Origin of the sequence: Pseudomonas sp. PAMC 25886 (genome assembly GCF_000242655.1) — a bacterium.
GTDB lineage: Bacteria > Pseudomonadota > Gammaproteobacteria > Pseudomonadales > Pseudomonadaceae > Aquipseudomonas.
The window spans coordinates 114704-130801 of record NZ_AHHC01000081.1 but is presented as its reverse complement, the minus strand read 5'-3'; the positions used below and the strand labels follow the sequence as shown (position 1 = coordinate 130801).

Below are 16098 nucleotides of genomic sequence, written 5' to 3'. Positions count from 1 at the left end.
ACCTGCTTTAGCTCGTCGCGCGCTACAGATCGACAGGAGACCTAATTTTTCAACAGAATCGGTCGACTTCGGTCAGTCGTGACAGGCAGAAATCGGCCAAAAGCAGCCGCTGGCGGAAGCCCTGCTCAAAAAAGGGAGCTCGCTCATATAGCCTCACTATGACGCCCGGAAGCGTCTACGCAACTAGGGCGACTCAATCCTAGGAGGAAGGCCTCACAGGATTTCGACCTCGCTCTCATGAAGCCAGCCAGCAGCAACAACGTTTCGCTTAGCTAGCGTCGGCTGGGGTGTATATACGACAATCGCCAGGCTCTTTTCAGCCCGACTACATGTCACGTAAAGCAGCCTACGAGTACGTGCTAGTGCGTTGTCCTTGCCGTCACGCTCGTTGTCTCGGTCTGTCTTTGTTGGTTCTTTTACACCCAGCAATTTGTCGTAGCTGAATAAGAAACCGCCTGCCTCTTCATCGTTGATGACGACCATGACTCGTGGAAACTCCAGCCCCTTTACCCCTTGATGTGTACCATAGGGTGAAAGGCCATCCGCATAACTCGCAAAGGCTGCCAGCTCCGAAAATGGACGCTCAAGGAATAGCTGGTAGGCGTAGTTGGTCATCGCGTTCGTATCTTCAGGATCTGGAGCCTCACCAGGAGCTCCCAACACCATTGCCCCAACCAGATTTTCAGGGACATCAAGTAGTTGGGTTTGCAACAGAAGCGTTGCGACCTCGCTCAGTGTTGGATCGTTTCTTTCGAAAAGAGAGAGCAGGGCGTGCGTCGCTTCCTCTACACGCTGCATGTGGGCCGATTGATCCCCTGTTGATTGCATAGCGTCCTTACTGAGCAAAGGAGAGCGAGAGCGTACTGCTTCAAGCAGAAGGAAGTGATCGTCCTTTGCGGTAAGAATGGGAAGAACGCCTTCGCTGAAAACGCGAAGTGCGGGCAGGGTTCCATCCAGCAAGCCTGTTTGAAGGTGCTCAACCGCGTGTAGGGGCGTGAACAGCTTCTCGAACCCCATTCGCCGTCCAGCCATCTTATGTTCGAGGATCAAGGTCTTTCGGCCTTCAGGGCCGGTAGCCCATTCTCCGTCGTCGGTGATTGCAGCCATCGAATGAGCGATTCCTTCCTCAAGATTCGATGCCTGTTCTTGGCTTTGACTAATGCAGTACATGCGCACTACGCCTTCAATGGCATCAGGTTTTGGGGTCTGCTGATGAGTGTCGGCAGTGCTTCGAATCACGTTGATAAGGTCTACCACCCTACGAGGGCAGCGGCGATTAACGACCTTTTCAGGTTTCAGCCAGTCACCCGGTATCGCTTTATCAAGGCGCGTTACTCCATGGCCGTAAATCTGTTGCATGGTGTCGCCCAGTAGCCCTAAGCAGAAGCGTGTCTGCGCCAATTGCTGGACTTTCAGAAAAGCCTCCATTACTGGAGCGTGGGTGTCCTGACTTTCGTCGATCAATACAACTGGGTAGCGGTCTACTAGAACATCCAGCAAAGGGCGTTCAGGAACGAATGCTGCAGTTAACTTGATGACCTCATCGTGATTAAGTGCTTGCCGCTCTCTGTTGTCGCCAGCGGGGCTGTAGATGAACTTCGTAATCTCGTCGAGAGTCTCAAGCCTGCGTATTTTGCTTTGTAGCTTCCGTCTGTTTGCCCGAGATGTTTTATTGTCGCCTCTCGAGCGTGCTAGCTCGCCCTCGATCTTTTCAATGTCCTGGGCAAGTTTGATTCTTAGCCACTCTCTGATCTCGTTGTCGAATCCTTGGATTAGGCGCCAGGCGAACGCGTGAATGGTCGAGACTTCCACGAGTGGATCATACTCTAGCCTCCGAAGAATCTCATCGCAGGCTGCGTTTGTATAGGTGATCACCGCAATGCGCCTGCCCTCGAATGTCAGGCGTTCTCGCTCGCGACTTTTGAGTTCGCGGATAGCTTCGACGAGTGAGTGGGTTTTTCCTGAGCCAGCACCTGCGTAAAGAAAAAAACTCTTCGGGTCTGCCAGATTCAGGCAAGCCTGCATAATGGTGTCGGCATCTGCGATAGGTGCCTCGCTCATGGCGTCACCTCCACGCCCTCGGGTGGAATTACCAGCAGCTCTTTTTGCTTGCTTCGCAATTTGGACTCAAGCCAGTTGAGGCCTTCACAGATGTATTCAGGGATTTCGAGGCTGGGAAAGTTTTTGTCGCCCAAAACGAGCAACACAAACTCTGCTTTCTTTCCTTCGCGTAATTCGTTGAAAAATCCTTCTCCGACGGCTTCCGATGTTTGCGCTTCATTCAAAACTTTTACGAAAGCCTTCATCAGACCAGTACTGTTTGTCTTTTCCGCAAAGTGACCAGCGTTGCTAAGCACGAAGCTGTCTTCAAAGGTATTTGGAAGAGCTTGTATTGCTTTACCAGTAGCGGGCAGGTGGGTGGAAATAGGAGTTTGATAGGCGATGCGTACCGAGTACAGGTCGTCGATTTGGTGCTCTTTTTGGTTCGCTGGCAGCTCAAGCAGCTCATCCACTGTGCTGCCCAGATGCATCAGTTTCATCCAGCTCCGCAACGTCGGATTGTTCGTAATCTGATCTGCGTTTCTTTGCACCGGTTTTGCAGCTTTATTAAGCCCTGCATCGAGGTCTGTAATAACCAGGGTGAGGATGCCAAGGGCGTCAATTAAAGGCCTTAGTCGGTGTGCGTGACTACCACCGATATCGAGAGTTGTGATGTAGCAGCGGTCAAGGAATGGAAACTTATTTCGCAAAAAATGCGGCAGCATCATTCGCTCTGCTGAACCCTCTACCAAGATGACGGCGTCGGCGAAGAATATGTCCGCGTGCTGTGCCCGCAAATACCTGGTTACGAACTCCTTCGTCTTTGTTCCCTCGCCGAACACGTTAGAGAGATTAGAGACCGTCGACACCGGTACACCGATGCCATACATCCCAGCTGGGAGTCGCCTGAAATACCTAAGGTTCTGGTACTCCACTTCATGTGTTACATGGCTGGAGTGCGTGCTCACCAAAAGCTGAGTCTTCAGATTTGGGTAGCGTTCAAGCAAAGCGTCTCGGCATAGAACTTGGTAGGCGTGGCGCACGAACACTTGTTGCACTTGAACATGAAGGTGGGCTTCAGGCTCTTCAATGAGCACGAGGTGGATGGGCTCGACGCGGTCTATTACTTCAGTGCTGGCGGCCCTGGTTTTTCTCAGCCACTCGTCCCTGAAGCCCATCAGCCGGAAAATCATAGATATCAGGTTTTGATATCCCAACCCGTTAGCGGTCTCTGGTAAGTGAAGAAGAGGGGCTCCTGGAGCGCCCTGGATTGAATCCAACTCAAAAAGGACGGCCGCTTCATGATTCATGCCGTCAGTTGTTGCCAGGCGACTTGCGACTTTGATGCGTGGGTCATTGCGGCCGGGGTAGCCCAATCCCTCGACCTCTCTAATAGCAGGTTCGAAGCTGCTACCTAGCTTCGTATCGAATGCCGACTGGGCTGCTTCTATCGCCCGCAACGCTTCGAGATCTGAAATATCTGGGCTGTCACCTGGATCAAGGTGTCGGGAGTAATAAGATCTGAGTTGTTCCGAGAGTTTTCGAGCGCCGCTGGGTCTAGTGCTATCGCCTTGATTGTCGTCCGAATGGTCGCCGAATCCCCGCTGTGCATTGATTTCATGTACTCGAATTAATCCACTGAGAGGATTGCTTTCCAAGGGCAGGGCAGTAGGGCCCAATTGCTGCATTTGCGCCATTCGAGTCGACTTGTCAGGCTTCTTAAGTTGTTGTGGATCTAGGCGGTACCAACGAATCTTGAATTTATCTCCCAGACGACGGTTCAAGTAATCATGAAGGCTCTGCGGCCATAGTGTCAGCGGGCTACCAGGCGGGTCTTCCTTCCCTAGAGCATCCTCAAGCTCTGCAACCCTCGCGCGCTCCTTGCGGTAGTCCGTGTACAACGTATTCATATCATCTGGTTCAAGCAGGAAACGCATTCCCACAAGCCCCCCGCGCCACTCAAAGCTGGGTATAAGATCGCGGATGAAGTGGAACTCTCCTTGATCTGCCGACACCCAGATATCCAGACTAGGGAGCCAGTCGGCCCAGTCCTTGGCTGTAGGAATTTCATAGTTTGCTGGTGGGTTCTCCCAGTCCTTCCCAATCTCGTCCAGCTTGGCGAGATGACAAAGAGTCAGATCCTGGAGCCGAAAAGCAGAAGCCTTCGAAACCAAAAATCTCCGGAGTGCCAGCATAGCGGAGGATTTGCCGCTGTTGTTTGCACCTACAAGCAGAGTGGTCTCATTAGCGAAGTCAATTCGGACAGAAAGCAGTTTTCGAAAGTTAGATATCTCTACGTGCTGGATGCGCATGGGTCGTCCTTGAAAGCCTGAGGAGTATCAATTTGCTATCAATATAGCTAGCTGCCTATAACAATCAAAGAGAGAACAATGGAGAGAAATTTATTTTTTGGCCGAAAGTAGTCGTTCGTGAGCGGCAGCTTTCGGCCCAGAGTGTGTAAAAACGCTTTGACCTCATCGTTGGATCATCGACCTTCGTTGGCTGAGCGATCGCACGGTAAATGCTGCGGAACTGGCGACAGACGCCCCGGATGGCCTTGCTGTTGTCTTTTCGGAGGTTAGCGATGGTCTTGAAGTCGGGTATCAACCGCCCGGTCAGCCACATCAGCTCGACGTTGCGTTGGACTTCTCGTTCCAGGCGTCGGCTCGACTGGATGCGGTTGAGATAGCCGTAAATGTAGCTCTTCAGCAGGATCGCCGGGTGATAAGCAGGCCGGCCTGTGTCGGCTGGGATAGCACCGTCAAAACCCAAGGAGACCAGGTCGAGTGTCATTGACAAAGACGTGGACTACGCGCACCGGGTTGATAACGCTGACGTAGTCGTCGAGGCCCTCGAGAAGTAAGGTGCCTTGGCCTCGATGTTTACCTTGGATAAAGCGCTTCATGGGCGATCCCTGCGATGAAATCCTCAGAAATCATAGCAAGGGTTCGCGAAGGCGTTTTTACACACTCTGGGCCAGGAGCCGCCGCTCGCGAATGGCAAACGGCCTGAGGTACCCATAATGATGGCGATTTGAACATAAATTTTTACGTAGCGTAGTACAGTAGCCAGCGAAATTTTACGTGCTACACAACTCCTAACCATTGCAGGACGCACATCCGACATGACCGCTATCTGTAAAGCTCCCCTTCAGCAATTTGTTCAATGGTGCTCGGATCACATTATCGGCGATGAGAAAGGTGAGGCCCAAATTTTCTTGGATCAACTTTTTCGAGCCTTCGGTCATGCAGGCTTTAAGGAAGCAGGCGCCGTCTGCGAAATGCGCGTTAAGAAGGCGGACAAGGGCACCAGCTTTGCGGATTTGGTCTGGAAACCAGTGGTGTTAGTGGAGATGAAAAAGCGCGGTGAGGACCTCTCCAAGCATTACTCTCAGGCTTTCACATACTGGACCCGCTTGGTTCCCAACCGCCCGAATTATGTCGTACTGTGTAACTTCGATGAGTTCTGGATCTTCGATTTCAATAGCCAGATGGACAGCCCGGTCGACAAGGTCCGTCTCAGTGAGTTGCCAGAGCGATTTGGGCCGCTGGCGTTTCTATTCGCTGCTCCCACAGAGCCTGTCTTCGGTAACCACCAAGAAAGCGTCACACGTAAAGCCGCCGATCAGTTAGTGCTGCTTTTTCGCTCTTTGATCAAGCGAAATGTTGATCGTGATCTTGCTCAGCGTTTCACGCTTCAAATCCTAATGTCGCTGTTCGCAGAAGATATTGGCCTACTTGAGAAATATTTTTTAACCCGACTACTAGATGACTGCACAAATCCGGCGCTTGCCTATGACCTGATCGGACAGCTATTCGTGGAGATGAACACCCCCGGCAGAACACCCGGAGGCCGCTTCAAGGGTGTTCCCTATTTCAACGGCGGCCTATTTGCCAATCCTGCTCGCATCGAACTCAGCGCGGACGAAATTGTGATGCTCAAGGAAGCAGCAAAGTTCGACTGGTCGCAGGTGCGACCGGAGATATTCGGCGCCATCTTTGAGCACAGCATGGACTCCGACGAGCGCCGTGCCTACGGTGCCCACTACACAAGCCCTGTGGACATCATGAAGGTGGTTGGACCGACGATTGTCGAGCCTTGGCGGCAGCGCATCGACAACGCGAAAACGCTAACGGAGCTGGAGCACCTCCTGATGCGTATCGAGAGCTTCAGGGTGCTGGACCCGGCTTGCGGCTCAGGTAATTTCCTTTATATCGCCTACCGTGAGATCAAACGCCTGGAAGCTGTCATTTACGAGCGCATGGGTGAGTACAAGAGCATTGACGCATCCCAGAGGCCGATGGGCTTTGTCTCCACACGTAACTTTTTCGGCATGGACATCAATCCATTCGCGGTTGAATTAGCCAAGGTAACGATGATGCTGGCGCACAAGTTGGCTATCGAGGAACTACATGTTCAGGAGCAAGCACTTCCGCTGGATAATCTCGACGCCAACTTCAGTATCGGTGATGCCTTGATACTCGATGACGGAGCTCGTACCCCTTGGCCAGAAGTCGACGTGATCATAGGTAACCCTCCATTTCTAGGCGCTAAACTACTCAAACCCAAACATGGTGCAGACTATGTCAAGCGTTTGCGTAACGCCTACCCAGAAGTACCGGGCATGGCAGATTTCTGCGTTTACTGGTTCCGCCGTGCAGAACTGCACCTAGCTGAAAGCACCATGAACGACTGGCCGTCTGGGCGTGCAGGTTTGGTTGGTACGCAGAATATCCGCAATAATGCTAGTCGCATCGGTGGTTTAGACTTCATTTGTGCAAGCGGTACTGTGATCGAGGCCATTGATAACCAACCCTGGTCCGGAGAAGCCAACGTACACGTTTCTATCGCTAACTGGATTAAATCTCAGGATGCTGCATTGCTGCCGAAAGGCCGGAGGTTGTGGTACAAGATTGAACAGGCACCCAAAGCTCGCAAGGCTCGTGGTAGCGGACATGCAAGCAAGGATTACGAACTGGATATGCGCATAGTGACGCATATCAACGCGTCGTTGTCGGATAAGGTAGATGTGGGGGCTGCAGAAAAACTATCCTGCAACAGCCAGGTCGTTACTTGCCAAGGTATTACCCCTGGTCATTCTGGTTTTCTACTGGACAACTTCGCTAAATCCGCGATGCCTGAAAACGAGCAAGTCATCATTCACCCATATCTGGTTGGTGATGATCTGCTTAGTGGTCGCCAGCTCGCCCGCAATATTATCGACCTTGGCGATATGGACGTTCTCCAAGCCAAGCGTTTCAAGAAGGTTTTTGCCCATTTGGAAACAAACGTACTTCCAGATATGTTGGCAAAATCAGAGGCTTCTGAGCGAGCAACATCTATTAACTACTGGTGGAAACATTGGCGTCGACGTGAGGATTTGATTGATGCCATCAAAGAAGTCCCGCGCTACCTCACCTGCTCCCGGGTCACGAAGCGTCCAATCTTCACATTCATTGATGCGACCATACGTCCCGGTGACGCGCTTCAAGTATTTGCCCTCGCTGATGACTACAGCTTCGGCATCCTACAATCGGCTGCACATTACAAATGGTTTCATGCCAAATGCTCTAATATGAAGTCGGACCCGCGCTACACCTCGGAATCAGTGTTTGATACCTTTCCTTGGCCGCAAGATGTAAGCGTTGCCGAGATCGACGCGGTGGTGAATGCAGGACGTCATTTGCGTCAGGTGCGCGATCAAGCCTTGGAACATCTCGATGGAGGTCTTCGTGCCCTCTATCGCACCATTGATGTACCCGGTAAGAACCCCCTCAAAGACGCTCATGCGATCCTTGATACCGCGGTGCTGAAGGCTTACGGCTTTTCTGCCAAGCAAGATTTGCTTGAAGGATTGCTCAACCTTAATCACGCAGTCGCCACGCAGATTGCTGCTGGACAAACGGTTAACGGTCCGGGCTTGCCTCCCTCCTACCCACATCCTGAATCACTGGTAAGTACTGATGCTTTTGGCCATCGTAGTTAAACTAGGATTTGCATTTTGTTCTGAGTCGGAGCGTGATGACGCCGTTTTGCCATATGCAGATATCTAAGAATGTCCGCCTATGGCCGAAACCAGCCCTTTAATTCCCATACCGGTCTACCATGTCCCCCCGGCAGTGGTTCCACGCGCTACCGACCTCAATCTCAAGGTATCGCCCATGACCTCTTCACCCCGCACCACCCCATCCGAGGCATCCCAATGAGCATCGACCAAATCAGCCTCCCAAAAGGCGTAGGCCCTCAGGCCATCAAACTCCTCGACGCCATCACTGGTGCTGACACCAAAGAAGACCTGAACCGCGCAGGCGGCAAGGCTGAAGGTTTTGTATTGGGCCTGGAAAGCGCCAAAGCCATCAAAAGCCAAATCGCCGAGTCGCTGTATGTGGCATACGACGACGCGGCGAGTAATCGGTTGGGTGAGTTGAAGGGCTAATCCCGCAGGACCGCGTTGGGCTCTATGCCCGAGGTGTTTCGCGGTCCATCAGTCTGCCGATCAGCAATACGCTCGACTCGCTCAGCGGGTGAATGGCCTATTCCACGTCGCGGTCTTTATAGATCAACGACCTTTGTGGTTTTGCCATTCACTCCAGCAATTCTCCGCAATCAGATCGGGATAGCCGCGCTGCCTTTCCATATCAAGCGCAACGCTGAAGGGAAGGGTGATACAAACCGCCCGGTCTCGAATATCACAGACCTCAGCCTCAGTAAGAGGTGAGCCCTTTCTGCCTTCAGCGGCGGTGAGAACGGCTACGAGGGCGGGTACAAATACCAGGCACAGCGGATCAGCTTCCATGAATCACCTTTTGGGTTTCGACTCGGCTCATTACAACGAACCAGGCGGGGTTCAGCAATGGCTGAATGCACCGTGCACCTCTCGCCGAGTCGCTGTATGTGGCATACGACGACGCGGCGAGTAATCGGTTGGGTGAGTTGAAGGGCTAGTCCCGCAGGACCGCGTTGGGCTTTACGCCCGAGGTGTTTCGCGGTCCATCAGTTTGCCGATCAGCAATACGCTCAATTCGCTCAGTTGGTGTATGGCCAATGCCACGTCGCGGTCTTTGCCGGTCAGTTGGTCGGACAGGTCGAGCAGCAGGGCGCTGACGGAGGAGACGGTTTCGTAGCTGTTGGCGATCAGGGTTTCGTTGCTGGCGTCGGAGCTGACGCTGAAGAGGGCGTTTGTGTCCGGGGCGCTTTCGTTGGCGGGATTCAGATAGTGATCAAGGGCGCGTTCGGCCGCTTGGTAGAGCTTTAAATCCGGGGCTTTCGGAGGGTTCGGGGTTACTTTGAACATACACGCAATTCCTGACTTGGGGCTGACCCCCTTTCGCTACTAAACGAAAAGGGTGGCAGCTGCACGCAGGTTAGTAGACCGGGGAATTACGCAAAGCCGGCGCGCCCGAAGGCGCCCTACGCACAGCCACCATCAAGCACAGACAGGAACGTCTGATTGATGAAGCTCATGCACTAAGCGCAATTCAACTAAGGGCTACTAAACCCGATCACTGAGTTTTCAGCGACCGAGCAACCTTAGAGATGACCACCCAGGTGCACAAGCCGGCGGATTCTGACGCAAGCGTAGGCAATGGAGCAAGGTGCTGCGGTCAACGCACAGTCTCCCTTACCCCGCAAACGGAACCACCAGCCGGTACGCCCTCAGGCACTTGTCGTAGAATGTGACAGAACCTGCGCAGCTTTCAAAGGAATGACCCCCTGGCAACCCGCGCAACGACCTGCCGTGCCCATTATGGAAAACCTATGCGCTCTTATCGCCTGTTGTTCGTGTTACTGGCCCTGATCCTCAGTGGCTGCAGCATTCCGTATCAAACCCCCGAAGCCCGCCAGCAAATCGAGCGCGACCTGCAGATTGCCCCCGGCTCGGTGCGGGCCTTGAGCCGGACCAACTGGTGCTACCTGCCCTACGGCTCGGAGAATGGTGGCGATGGCCAGTGCCGTGCCACTCAGGGCCTGGGCGTTCTGGTGGACGATGGCTTGATTCTGAGTACCTATTCCGGCGGCAGCTATAAGCGCTTTATCACGCTGCGTACCCGCGATGTGCTGTGCGTCAAAACCTTCCGCAGTCGTGAAGCCGCCGCGGCGTTTTTCGCCTTCACTCGGGCGGGCGCTGCTCAGATCATTCCGCTGACGGCCGAAGGGCAGTTCAACACGCCGGTGAAGATCCAGTTTCTGGATTACCTGCTGGGTGAAAACCAGCCGGGCGATCTGACCACGGATAAGACCTATGTGCGCGAAACCGGCAAAAACGCCTACTCCGTCGGGATGGTCCCGGGTACGAAAATTCCGTATGTGTCTGCGGTGGCGGCGACGGAAGTGTTTAATCCCTGCCCGGAAAAGTAATCGTCAGTAACCCGGCGCACATGAATCACTCTCAAGGAGAACGACATGGCAGGTGGCGATATCGGGTGCGGTTCGTTTCAGGGCAGCGACAAGTCCGGGTCGGCCTTTGAGGCGGTGTTGGACGCGCTTCCGTTGCAGGCGCGGGACTGGGTCGAGGCGGCCAGGCAGCAACTCGATACGGCAGACGTTGTGCTACTGGAGGTTGATCATGCCCAAGGCTTGCTTCCCTTTTTGCAGGACTACCAAACACGCTTGATCGCGGAGATCGGCCACGATGATTGGGAGCGGGCCGCGCGGGATGAGGCGGCATCCCTTGATGACGTGGCTGCCAAGTGGGGCGCGGGGCAGGGCTGGCGACTTTACTGCGTGCGGGATCTGGTCCGTGCGTGTGAGCAGGCGGCGGTGGAGCAACAGCCCGTCTATATCGCGTTCAGCTAGCGCATGTGTGCCGGCGTGCGGAGCAAAGAAAAATACACTTTTTGCTTCGCGGAGCGTCCAACCCTGAAACCGCCGTCATGGCTTTCATCTCCAGGTAGCTGCTCCCAGCTAAGGACCAATTATGCTGACGTTGTGCATTTTTCTTCTGGCCTGCGCCGCCGCCGCGAGCACCGGCATTATCTTCAAACCGGGCGAGTGGTACGCCACTCTCGTCAAACCCGGCTTCACCCCACCCAACTGGCTGTTCCCGGTCGCCTGGTCGATCATCTACCTGCTGCTGGCCTGGGCCGGCTACCGCCTGACGCTGATCCCCGGCAGCGAAATCGTGCTGGCGCTATGGGCTGCGCAAATTGCGCTCAATACGCTGTGGACGCCCGTGTTCTTCGGCACCCACCGCATTCTCGCGGGGATGGTGATTCTCGCGCTGCTGTGGCTGGTGGTCGCCGCCATGGTGCTGCTGACCGTGCGGCTGGACCTGATCACCGGGCTGATTTTGTTCCCTTACCTCGTGTGGCTCAGCGTTGCGGCTGCGTTGAATTTTTCCATCTTGCGCAATAATCGCTGAAGAGGAATTTCGAATTGGCGAACCACAAGCGATGGCCGGCGGGCGAGGGTGAAGTGGCGCAAATGCAGCGCTTCAACAAAAAGCTCGCCTGGTTGCCGCGCTTTCGCATCCGTAATCGCGTCACGCCCCGGGTGATCCAGGCGCTGTTGCGGGCCAGCCAAATGGGCGGTGCGAATAAATTGCTCAAGCATGGGCTTCAGGCGCAAACACGTGTGGTCGGTGTGGGCGATGCTTCAGTGCCGGTGCGCATTATTCGGCCGAATGGAAAAGCCAAGGGCGTGGTGCTGGATATCCACGGCGGCGGCTGGGTAATCGGCAATGCGCAGATGGATGATGACCTGAACGTGGCGATGGTGAAGGCGTGCGACGTGGCGGTGGTGTCGGTGGATTATCGGCTCGCCGTCAATACGCCGGTTGAAGGGCTGATGGAAGATTGCCTGGCGGCGGCGCGCTGGTTGCTCGGGGACTGCGAGGAGTTTGCCGGCCTGCCGGTGATCGTCGTTGGTGAATCTGCCGGTGGGCATCTGGCGGCGGCGACGTTGCTGGCGCTGAAGCAATGGCCAGCGTTGCTGGCGCGGGTGAGCGGGGCGGTGCTGTATTACGGCGTCTACGATTTGACCGGCACCCCCAGCGTGCGCGCGGCGGGGCCGGACACGTTGTTGCTGGATGGCCCGGGCATGGTTGAGGCGCTTCGCCTGCTGACGCCGGGCCTGAGCGATGAGCAGCGTCGGCAGCCGCCGTTGTCACCGTTGTATGGCGACCTTGCCGGGCTGCCGCCGGCGCTGATGTTTGTGGGGGAGCTGGACCCGTTGCTCGACGATACGCTGCAGATGGGTAATCGCTGGGCAGAGTCCGAGGTGTTCCTTTTACCGGCGTCTGCCCACGGGTTTATTCATTTCCCGACGGCGATGTCCAGCCGCGTGCTTGCTTACAGCCGCGAGTGGATAACGGCTCGGGTCGCAGATTAGATGGGGGACACCGAGGGGCACACCTTTGCCTGGTCGTTTTTAACCGGCTCGCGACTGACTTCCCCTGTGGCCGCATTCTTGACGATCTTATGAATGGCGATCGTGCAGAGCGCTGAGGTTGCCTCATAGTCCGCACCGGCTTCAGGCACAAAGTCAACGCTGTAGAAGCATTCATACCGGCGGGCGGAACCTGTGTAGACCACCGTCAGCGGCCTGTCGGGTTGGACATACACTTCGGCGCTGTTTTTCCCAGCCTCGGCCCCCGGGATTTCCAGGCGCTTGTCGTTGAAGGTTTTATCGTTCAACGGGGCCGCGCTCCTGGCGTTGACCATGCCGGCACCCGGCAAATCCCAGTTGACGCAACGGGTATCTGGTATTAACCGCACCACTTGGTCAGTGATCACTCTCAGTCGGCTGGTGGTCGGGTTTTGCGGTTCTTTATACGCAGTGGTAAACGACTTGAGGCTGTCCAGGGTAGAGCACCCGGAAAACAGTGGCAGTGCTAACAGGGCCAGGCATCTAACGGCTTTCAATCGACTCGCTCCATGCTGAGTGTTCATTGGTTTCTCTGGGCGATCCTTGCAAGCAAGTGCGGCCCGAAGGAAAATCATCCGGTTTATATATCAAGGTCACAGGGAACAGTGAAAGCAAAAATAGTATTCATCGCTTCGTTGGGGGTGTTAGCGCTCGTTCAAACATCACTGTCCTTTGCGGACAGTGTGAATGGAAAAAACATCTACGTGCAGCGATGTGGCCTGTGTCATGGGGCCGATATCAAGGGCTCAGGCCCCTTGGCCAATAAAAGCAACCCGCCTACGCCTGACCTGACAACGCCCGCGTTCAAGAAACGCCTGAATGATTATCCGGGCGTTATCGTGTCATCCATCATTCTTCGTCCAAATGGCGACCTGATTCCCAGAACGTTGCGCGAGAACGGTGTGAAGCTGTCGCCGTTCACCTGGAAGGTTCAGGACTTTCGTGATTTGAACGAGTACATGAGTGGAGTGATTTCAAAAAGCCGATGATGTTGAGAGGAAAGTCTCGCGGCAGGTGTTGGGGCTCTCCAAGGCTTTTCGCGAGGGCGGGCCTTCCCCTGTAGGAGCCGGCTTGCCGGCGAAAAATCCGAGAGCGCTGCGTTCATCCAGCGTACCAGCGTCATCGTTGACGACCATCGCCGGCAAGCCGGCTCCTACTTGCGCACCAGAAACTCGGCCAGGTCTTTGGCCGCGTCCTCTGCCAGCAAACCGACCTCCACGGTAATCCCCGCATCCTGCAGCATTTTTACGCCTGCTCCCGAGTTTCGCGGGTCGGGATCCAGCATCGCAACAAACACTTTCTCGACGCCGCTTTTGATCAAGGCCAGCGCACAGGACGGCGTGCGGCCGTGAAAGGAGCAGGGCTCCAGCGTCACAAATGCAGTGACCCCGGAGCAATCACCGGACACGTTGCCCAGCGCCATTGCCTCCGCGTGATGCAGCCCCGGCGGCTGTGTATGGCCTTGGCTGATCACCGCGTTATCCCTCACCAACACGCAACCCACTGGCGGGTTTGGCAGGCACTTGGGCAGCGCCAAGCGGCCCTGGGCGAGGGCGAGGCGCATGAAGTCGGCGTTGGAGGACGGGTTGGTCATGTCGTCGTGATCCTGCTAGTCGTGCCTTAGCACCCGCTCAACGCCACTTGCGGCCGTTCACCCGCAAAGAAGAACGGCCGCAACCGCACGCCCACGCTGTTGCCGACAAACGCCGCCACCAACCACACCCAGCCGTGCAGGCTGCCCGACGCGATACCGCTGAAGTACGCACCGATGTTGCAGCCATAGGCCAGGCGCGAGCCGTAACCCAGCAGCAGGCCACCGATCACCGCCGCGAACAGCGAGCGTGCCGGAATCTTCAGGCTGGGAGCGAAACGCCCGGCCAGGCCCGCGGCCAACAGCGCACCGAGGATGATGCCGATGTCCATCACGCTGGTGACGTCTTCCCACACCGGCGCCGCCAGGGCTTTGGCATTGCCCGGCATTTGCCAGAACACCCAGCTGGCGACGTCCACGCCCAATCCGCTGGCGACCTTGGCGCCCCACAGGGCGAACGCCGAGGTGATGCCCCACGGCCGCCCGGCCAGTGCCAGGGTGGCGTAGTTGAGCAGGGCCAGACCAATCGCGCCCCACACCAAGGGCCATGGCCCGCGCAGGAAACGGCGCAGGCCCTGGTGTTCGCTGGTGACGCCGGTTTCGAGTTGCCCGTGACGGCCTTTTTCCAGGCGCACGGTGACGGCCGCGATGATCCCGAACACCGCCAGGCTCAGCAGCAAGGCCGGCACGACGCCGAAGCTTTTGACGATGGAAACGGCCGGGAACGATGGCAACGAGAACCACCAGTCGACGTGGTGGGTGGCGATCAACGAACCGCAGATAAAGAACAACAGGGTCACCAGCATGCGCGCATTACCGCCGCCCACGGTGAACAGGGTGCCGGACGCACAGCCGCCGCCCAGTTGCATGCCGATGCCGAAGATGAATGCCCCGAACACCACCGACACCCCGGCCGGCGCCACCAGCCCGACCACCGGTTGGCCGAACAACGTGCCGGCTCCCAGCGCGGGGAAGAACAGCACCACGGCAATCGCCAGCATCACCATCTGCGCACGCAAACCCGCGCCACGCCGGTCGGTGATGAACACCCGCCAGGCCGAGGTAAAGCCGAACGCAGCGTGGTACAGCGTCAGGCCCAGCGCGGCGCCGACCACCAGCAACAGCACTTGGCGCGCGCCCACGCTGTTTTGCAGGAAGGCGGCGCCCAGCACCAGGATGGCAAACGCCAGCAGTGGCGCGACCGGTTTGCGCGCAGGGGTTGCAGAGAGAGAAAGGCTCATCGGGTATCTCGTTTCGAAGGCTGTGAGTTAAGTGCGAGGGGGCCGAGTATAAACCTCGCACTCTTGCACGGGTGCCTCGAATCCTCCGATGAGGGGCATTAGCCCAGACGTACGGAAAGCTCGACGTCGTCGCCGATCGGCACCGACAGGTAGCCGTGTGCCGGGGAGCGCACGCGGGCCAGGTAGTCGGGGCAGTAGTTGGTGTTGTCGGCGACGATCAACGCGCCGGGCTTGAGGCGGCTTTCCACCAGGCTGAGTACATCGCCATACAGCGCCTTGGCGCCGTCGAGCAGCAGCAGGTCGACGCTTTCAGGCAGGCCGCTCGCGAGTGTGACCAGGGCATCACCTTCGCGAATATCCACCAGGTCGCTCACGCCGCCTTGCACCAGGTGCTCCCGCGCCAGGACGATCTTCGACGGTTCGAACTCGCTGGTGATCAGCGTGCCGCCGCCGTTGTCCCGCAGGGCGGCTGCCAGGTGCAGGGTGGACAGGCCGAACGAGGTGCCGAACTCGATGATGGCTCGGGCTTTTGCGCTGCGTGCCAGCATGTAAAGCAGGGTGCCGGTGTCGCGGGAGACCGGCAGCCACAGGTCTTTCAGCTGGCCGTAGAATTCGAGGTATTCAGTCTTGCTGTGCATCAGGCGGTTGCGTTCTTCGTGGGGCATGGTGGTGAAAGCAGGGCTCGAGACGGCATCGGCCTGTGTGTACAGTCGTTCAATCAGGGCCGCCATCGGGGCTGAGGTAAGGGTATTCATGGGGATGTCCTGTTGCAGGTTGAGCGCCGGGAGGCGCCGGGCTAGTATGCGAATGATTCGTCGCATTTAAAGTATGCGAACAATTCGTCACATTCGCTATTCGCAT

Annotated in this window: 15 protein-coding genes and 1 pseudogene; 7 read left to right on the top strand and 9 right to left on the bottom strand. The window is 56.3% G+C overall.

Annotated elements, in window-relative coordinates:
• Positions 1–213: 213 nt before the first annotated feature.
• The 3 genes and pseudogenes from MUM_RS0126050 to MUM_RS0126040 form a co-directional block, all read right to left on the bottom strand.
• Complete coding sequence (locus MUM_RS0126050; protein ID WP_010175823.1) at positions 214–2061, bottom strand: UvrD-helicase domain-containing protein; 1848 nt, start codon at positions 2059–2061, stop codon at positions 214–216.
• A complete protein-coding gene (locus MUM_RS0126045; protein ID WP_010175821.1) occupies positions 2058–4352 on the bottom strand; it encodes an AAA family ATPase in 2295 nt (764 codons plus the stop codon). The genes MUM_RS0126050 and MUM_RS0126045 overlap by 4 nt, the downstream gene beginning before the upstream one ends.
• Before the next feature lie 217 nt (positions 4353–4569).
• Positions 4570–4945: pseudogene (locus MUM_RS0126040) on the bottom strand (transposase); the annotation flags it as partial.
• Positions 4946–5164: 219 nt separating this feature from the next.
• Here MUM_RS0126040 and MUM_RS0126035 point away from each other — a divergent pair.
• Entirely contained in the window at positions 5165–8026 is a 2862-nt protein-coding gene (locus MUM_RS0126035) for a DNA methyltransferase (protein ID WP_010175817.1), read from the top strand.
• A 216-nt stretch (positions 8027–8242) separates the two neighbouring features.
• On the top strand, positions 8243–8476 hold the full coding sequence (locus MUM_RS0126030) for a hypothetical protein (RefSeq protein ID WP_003214497.1): 234 nt from the start codon (positions 8243–8245) through the stop codon (positions 8474–8476).
• Positions 8477–8599: 123 nt separating this feature from the next.
• On the opposite strand, the gene MUM_RS1000000133575 is transcribed toward MUM_RS0126030, so the two are convergent.
• The gene (locus MUM_RS1000000133575) at positions 8600–8836 is read right to left on the bottom strand and encodes a hypothetical protein (protein ID WP_081480131.1); all 237 of its coding nucleotides are present in this window, start codon (positions 8834–8836) and stop codon (positions 8600–8602) included.
• Between the two features lie 171 nt (positions 8837–9007).
• On the bottom strand, positions 9008–9334 hold the full coding sequence (locus MUM_RS0126025; protein WP_010175815.1) for a DUF6124 family protein: 327 nt from the start codon (positions 9332–9334) through the stop codon (positions 9008–9010).
• A 464-nt stretch (positions 9335–9798) separates the two neighbouring features.
• On the opposite strand from MUM_RS0126025, the gene MUM_RS0126020 reads away from it, so the two are divergent.
• From MUM_RS0126020 to MUM_RS0126005, 4 genes are all read left to right on the top strand, one after another.
• Positions 9799–10398, top strand: a complete 600-nt coding sequence (locus tag MUM_RS0126020) for a hypothetical protein (RefSeq protein WP_010175813.1) — start codon at positions 9799–9801, stop codon at positions 10396–10398.
• 45 nt (positions 10399–10443) lie between these two features.
• Positions 10444–10836 carry a hypothetical protein gene (locus MUM_RS0126015; protein ID WP_010175810.1) on the top strand — a complete coding sequence of 131 codons (393 nt, stop codon included), beginning with the start codon at positions 10444–10446 and terminating at the stop codon, positions 10834–10836.
• A 124-nt stretch (positions 10837–10960) separates the two neighbouring features.
• Complete coding sequence (gene tspO, locus MUM_RS0126010) at positions 10961–11401, top strand: tryptophan-rich sensory protein TspO (protein ID WP_029616103.1); 441 nt, start codon at positions 10961–10963, stop codon at positions 11399–11401.
• Between the two features lie 62 nt (positions 11402–11463).
• Positions 11464–12369, top strand: a complete 906-nt coding sequence (locus MUM_RS0126005; protein ID WP_050543227.1) for an alpha/beta hydrolase — start codon at positions 11464–11466, stop codon at positions 12367–12369.
• Here the strand turns inward: MUM_RS0126005 and MUM_RS1000000132855 are convergent.
• The gene (locus MUM_RS1000000132855; protein ID WP_141629549.1) at positions 12366–12929 is read right to left on the bottom strand and encodes a hypothetical protein; all 564 of its coding nucleotides are present in this window, start codon (positions 12927–12929) and stop codon (positions 12366–12368) included. The two genes, MUM_RS0126005 and MUM_RS1000000132855, sit on opposite strands and share 4 nt — an antisense overlap.
• A gap of 81 nt (positions 12930–13010) precedes the next feature.
• Here MUM_RS1000000132855 and MUM_RS1000000133570 point away from each other — a divergent pair, with 81 nt between their 5' ends.
• Positions 13011–13394 carry a c-type cytochrome gene (locus tag MUM_RS1000000133570; protein WP_010175802.1) on the top strand — a complete coding sequence of 128 codons (384 nt, stop codon included), beginning with the start codon at positions 13011–13013 and terminating at the stop codon, positions 13392–13394.
• Between the two features lie 164 nt (positions 13395–13558).
• Here MUM_RS1000000133570 and MUM_RS0125995 read toward each other — a convergent pair whose 3' ends face one another.
• The 3 genes from MUM_RS0125995 to MUM_RS0125985 form a co-directional block, all read right to left on the bottom strand.
• Entirely contained in the window at positions 13559–13999 is a 441-nt protein-coding gene (locus MUM_RS0125995) for a bifunctional diaminohydroxyphosphoribosylaminopyrimidine deaminase/5-amino-6-(5-phosphoribosylamino)uracil reductase RibD (protein ID WP_010175800.1), read from the bottom strand.
• A 26-nt stretch (positions 14000–14025) separates the two neighbouring features.
• A complete protein-coding gene (locus MUM_RS0125990; protein ID WP_010175798.1) occupies positions 14026–15237 on the bottom strand; it encodes a YeeE/YedE family protein in 1212 nt (403 codons plus the stop codon).
• 98 nt (positions 15238–15335) lie between these two features.
• Positions 15336–15992 (bottom strand): O-methyltransferase, encoded by a 657-nt coding sequence (locus tag MUM_RS0125985; RefSeq protein WP_010175796.1) that lies wholly within the window; start codon positions 15990–15992, stop codon positions 15336–15338.
• Between the last annotated feature and the right edge of the window lie 106 nt (positions 15993–16098).

Excerpts from the sequence above, each read along its gene's own strand:
- MUM_RS0126035 (WP_010175817.1), top strand. The coding sequence starts at position 5,165 with ATGACCGCTATCTGTAAAGCTCCCCTTCAGCAATTTGTTCAATGGTGC.
- MUM_RS0125985 (WP_010175796.1), bottom strand. The coding sequence starts at position 15,992 with ATGAATACCCTTACCTCAGCCCCGATGGCGGCCCTGATTGAACGACTG.
- MUM_RS1000000132855 (WP_141629549.1), bottom strand. The coding sequence starts at position 12,929 with ATGAACACTCAGCATGGAGCGAGTCGATTGAAAGCCGTTAGATGCCTG.
- MUM_RS0125990 (WP_010175798.1), bottom strand. The coding sequence starts at position 15,237 with ATGAGCCTTTCTCTCTCTGCAACCCCTGCGCGCAAACCGGTCGCGCCA.
- MUM_RS0126015 (WP_010175810.1), top strand. The coding sequence starts at position 10,444 with ATGGCAGGTGGCGATATCGGGTGCGGTTCGTTTCAGGGCAGCGACAAG.
- MUM_RS0125995 (WP_010175800.1), bottom strand. The coding sequence starts at position 13,999 with ATGACCAACCCGTCCTCCAACGCCGACTTCATGCGCCTCGCCCTCGCC.
- MUM_RS0126050 (WP_010175823.1), bottom strand. The coding sequence starts at position 2,061 with ATGAGCGAGGCACCTATCGCAGATGCCGACACCATTATGCAGGCTTGC.
- MUM_RS0126045 (WP_010175821.1), bottom strand. The coding sequence starts at position 4,352 with ATGCGCATCCAGCACGTAGAGATATCTAACTTTCGAAAACTGCTTTCT.
- MUM_RS0126030 (WP_003214497.1), top strand. The coding sequence starts at position 8,243 with ATGAGCATCGACCAAATCAGCCTCCCAAAAGGCGTAGGCCCTCAGGCC.
- MUM_RS0126020 (WP_010175813.1), top strand. The coding sequence starts at position 9,799 with ATGCGCTCTTATCGCCTGTTGTTCGTGTTACTGGCCCTGATCCTCAGT.
- MUM_RS1000000133575 (WP_081480131.1), bottom strand. The coding sequence starts at position 8,836 with ATGGAAGCTGATCCGCTGTGCCTGGTATTTGTACCCGCCCTCGTAGCC.
- MUM_RS0126025 (WP_010175815.1), bottom strand. The coding sequence starts at position 9,334 with ATGTTCAAAGTAACCCCGAACCCTCCGAAAGCCCCGGATTTAAAGCTC.
- MUM_RS0126005 (WP_050543227.1), top strand. The coding sequence starts at position 11,464 with ATGCAGCGCTTCAACAAAAAGCTCGCCTGGTTGCCGCGCTTTCGCATC.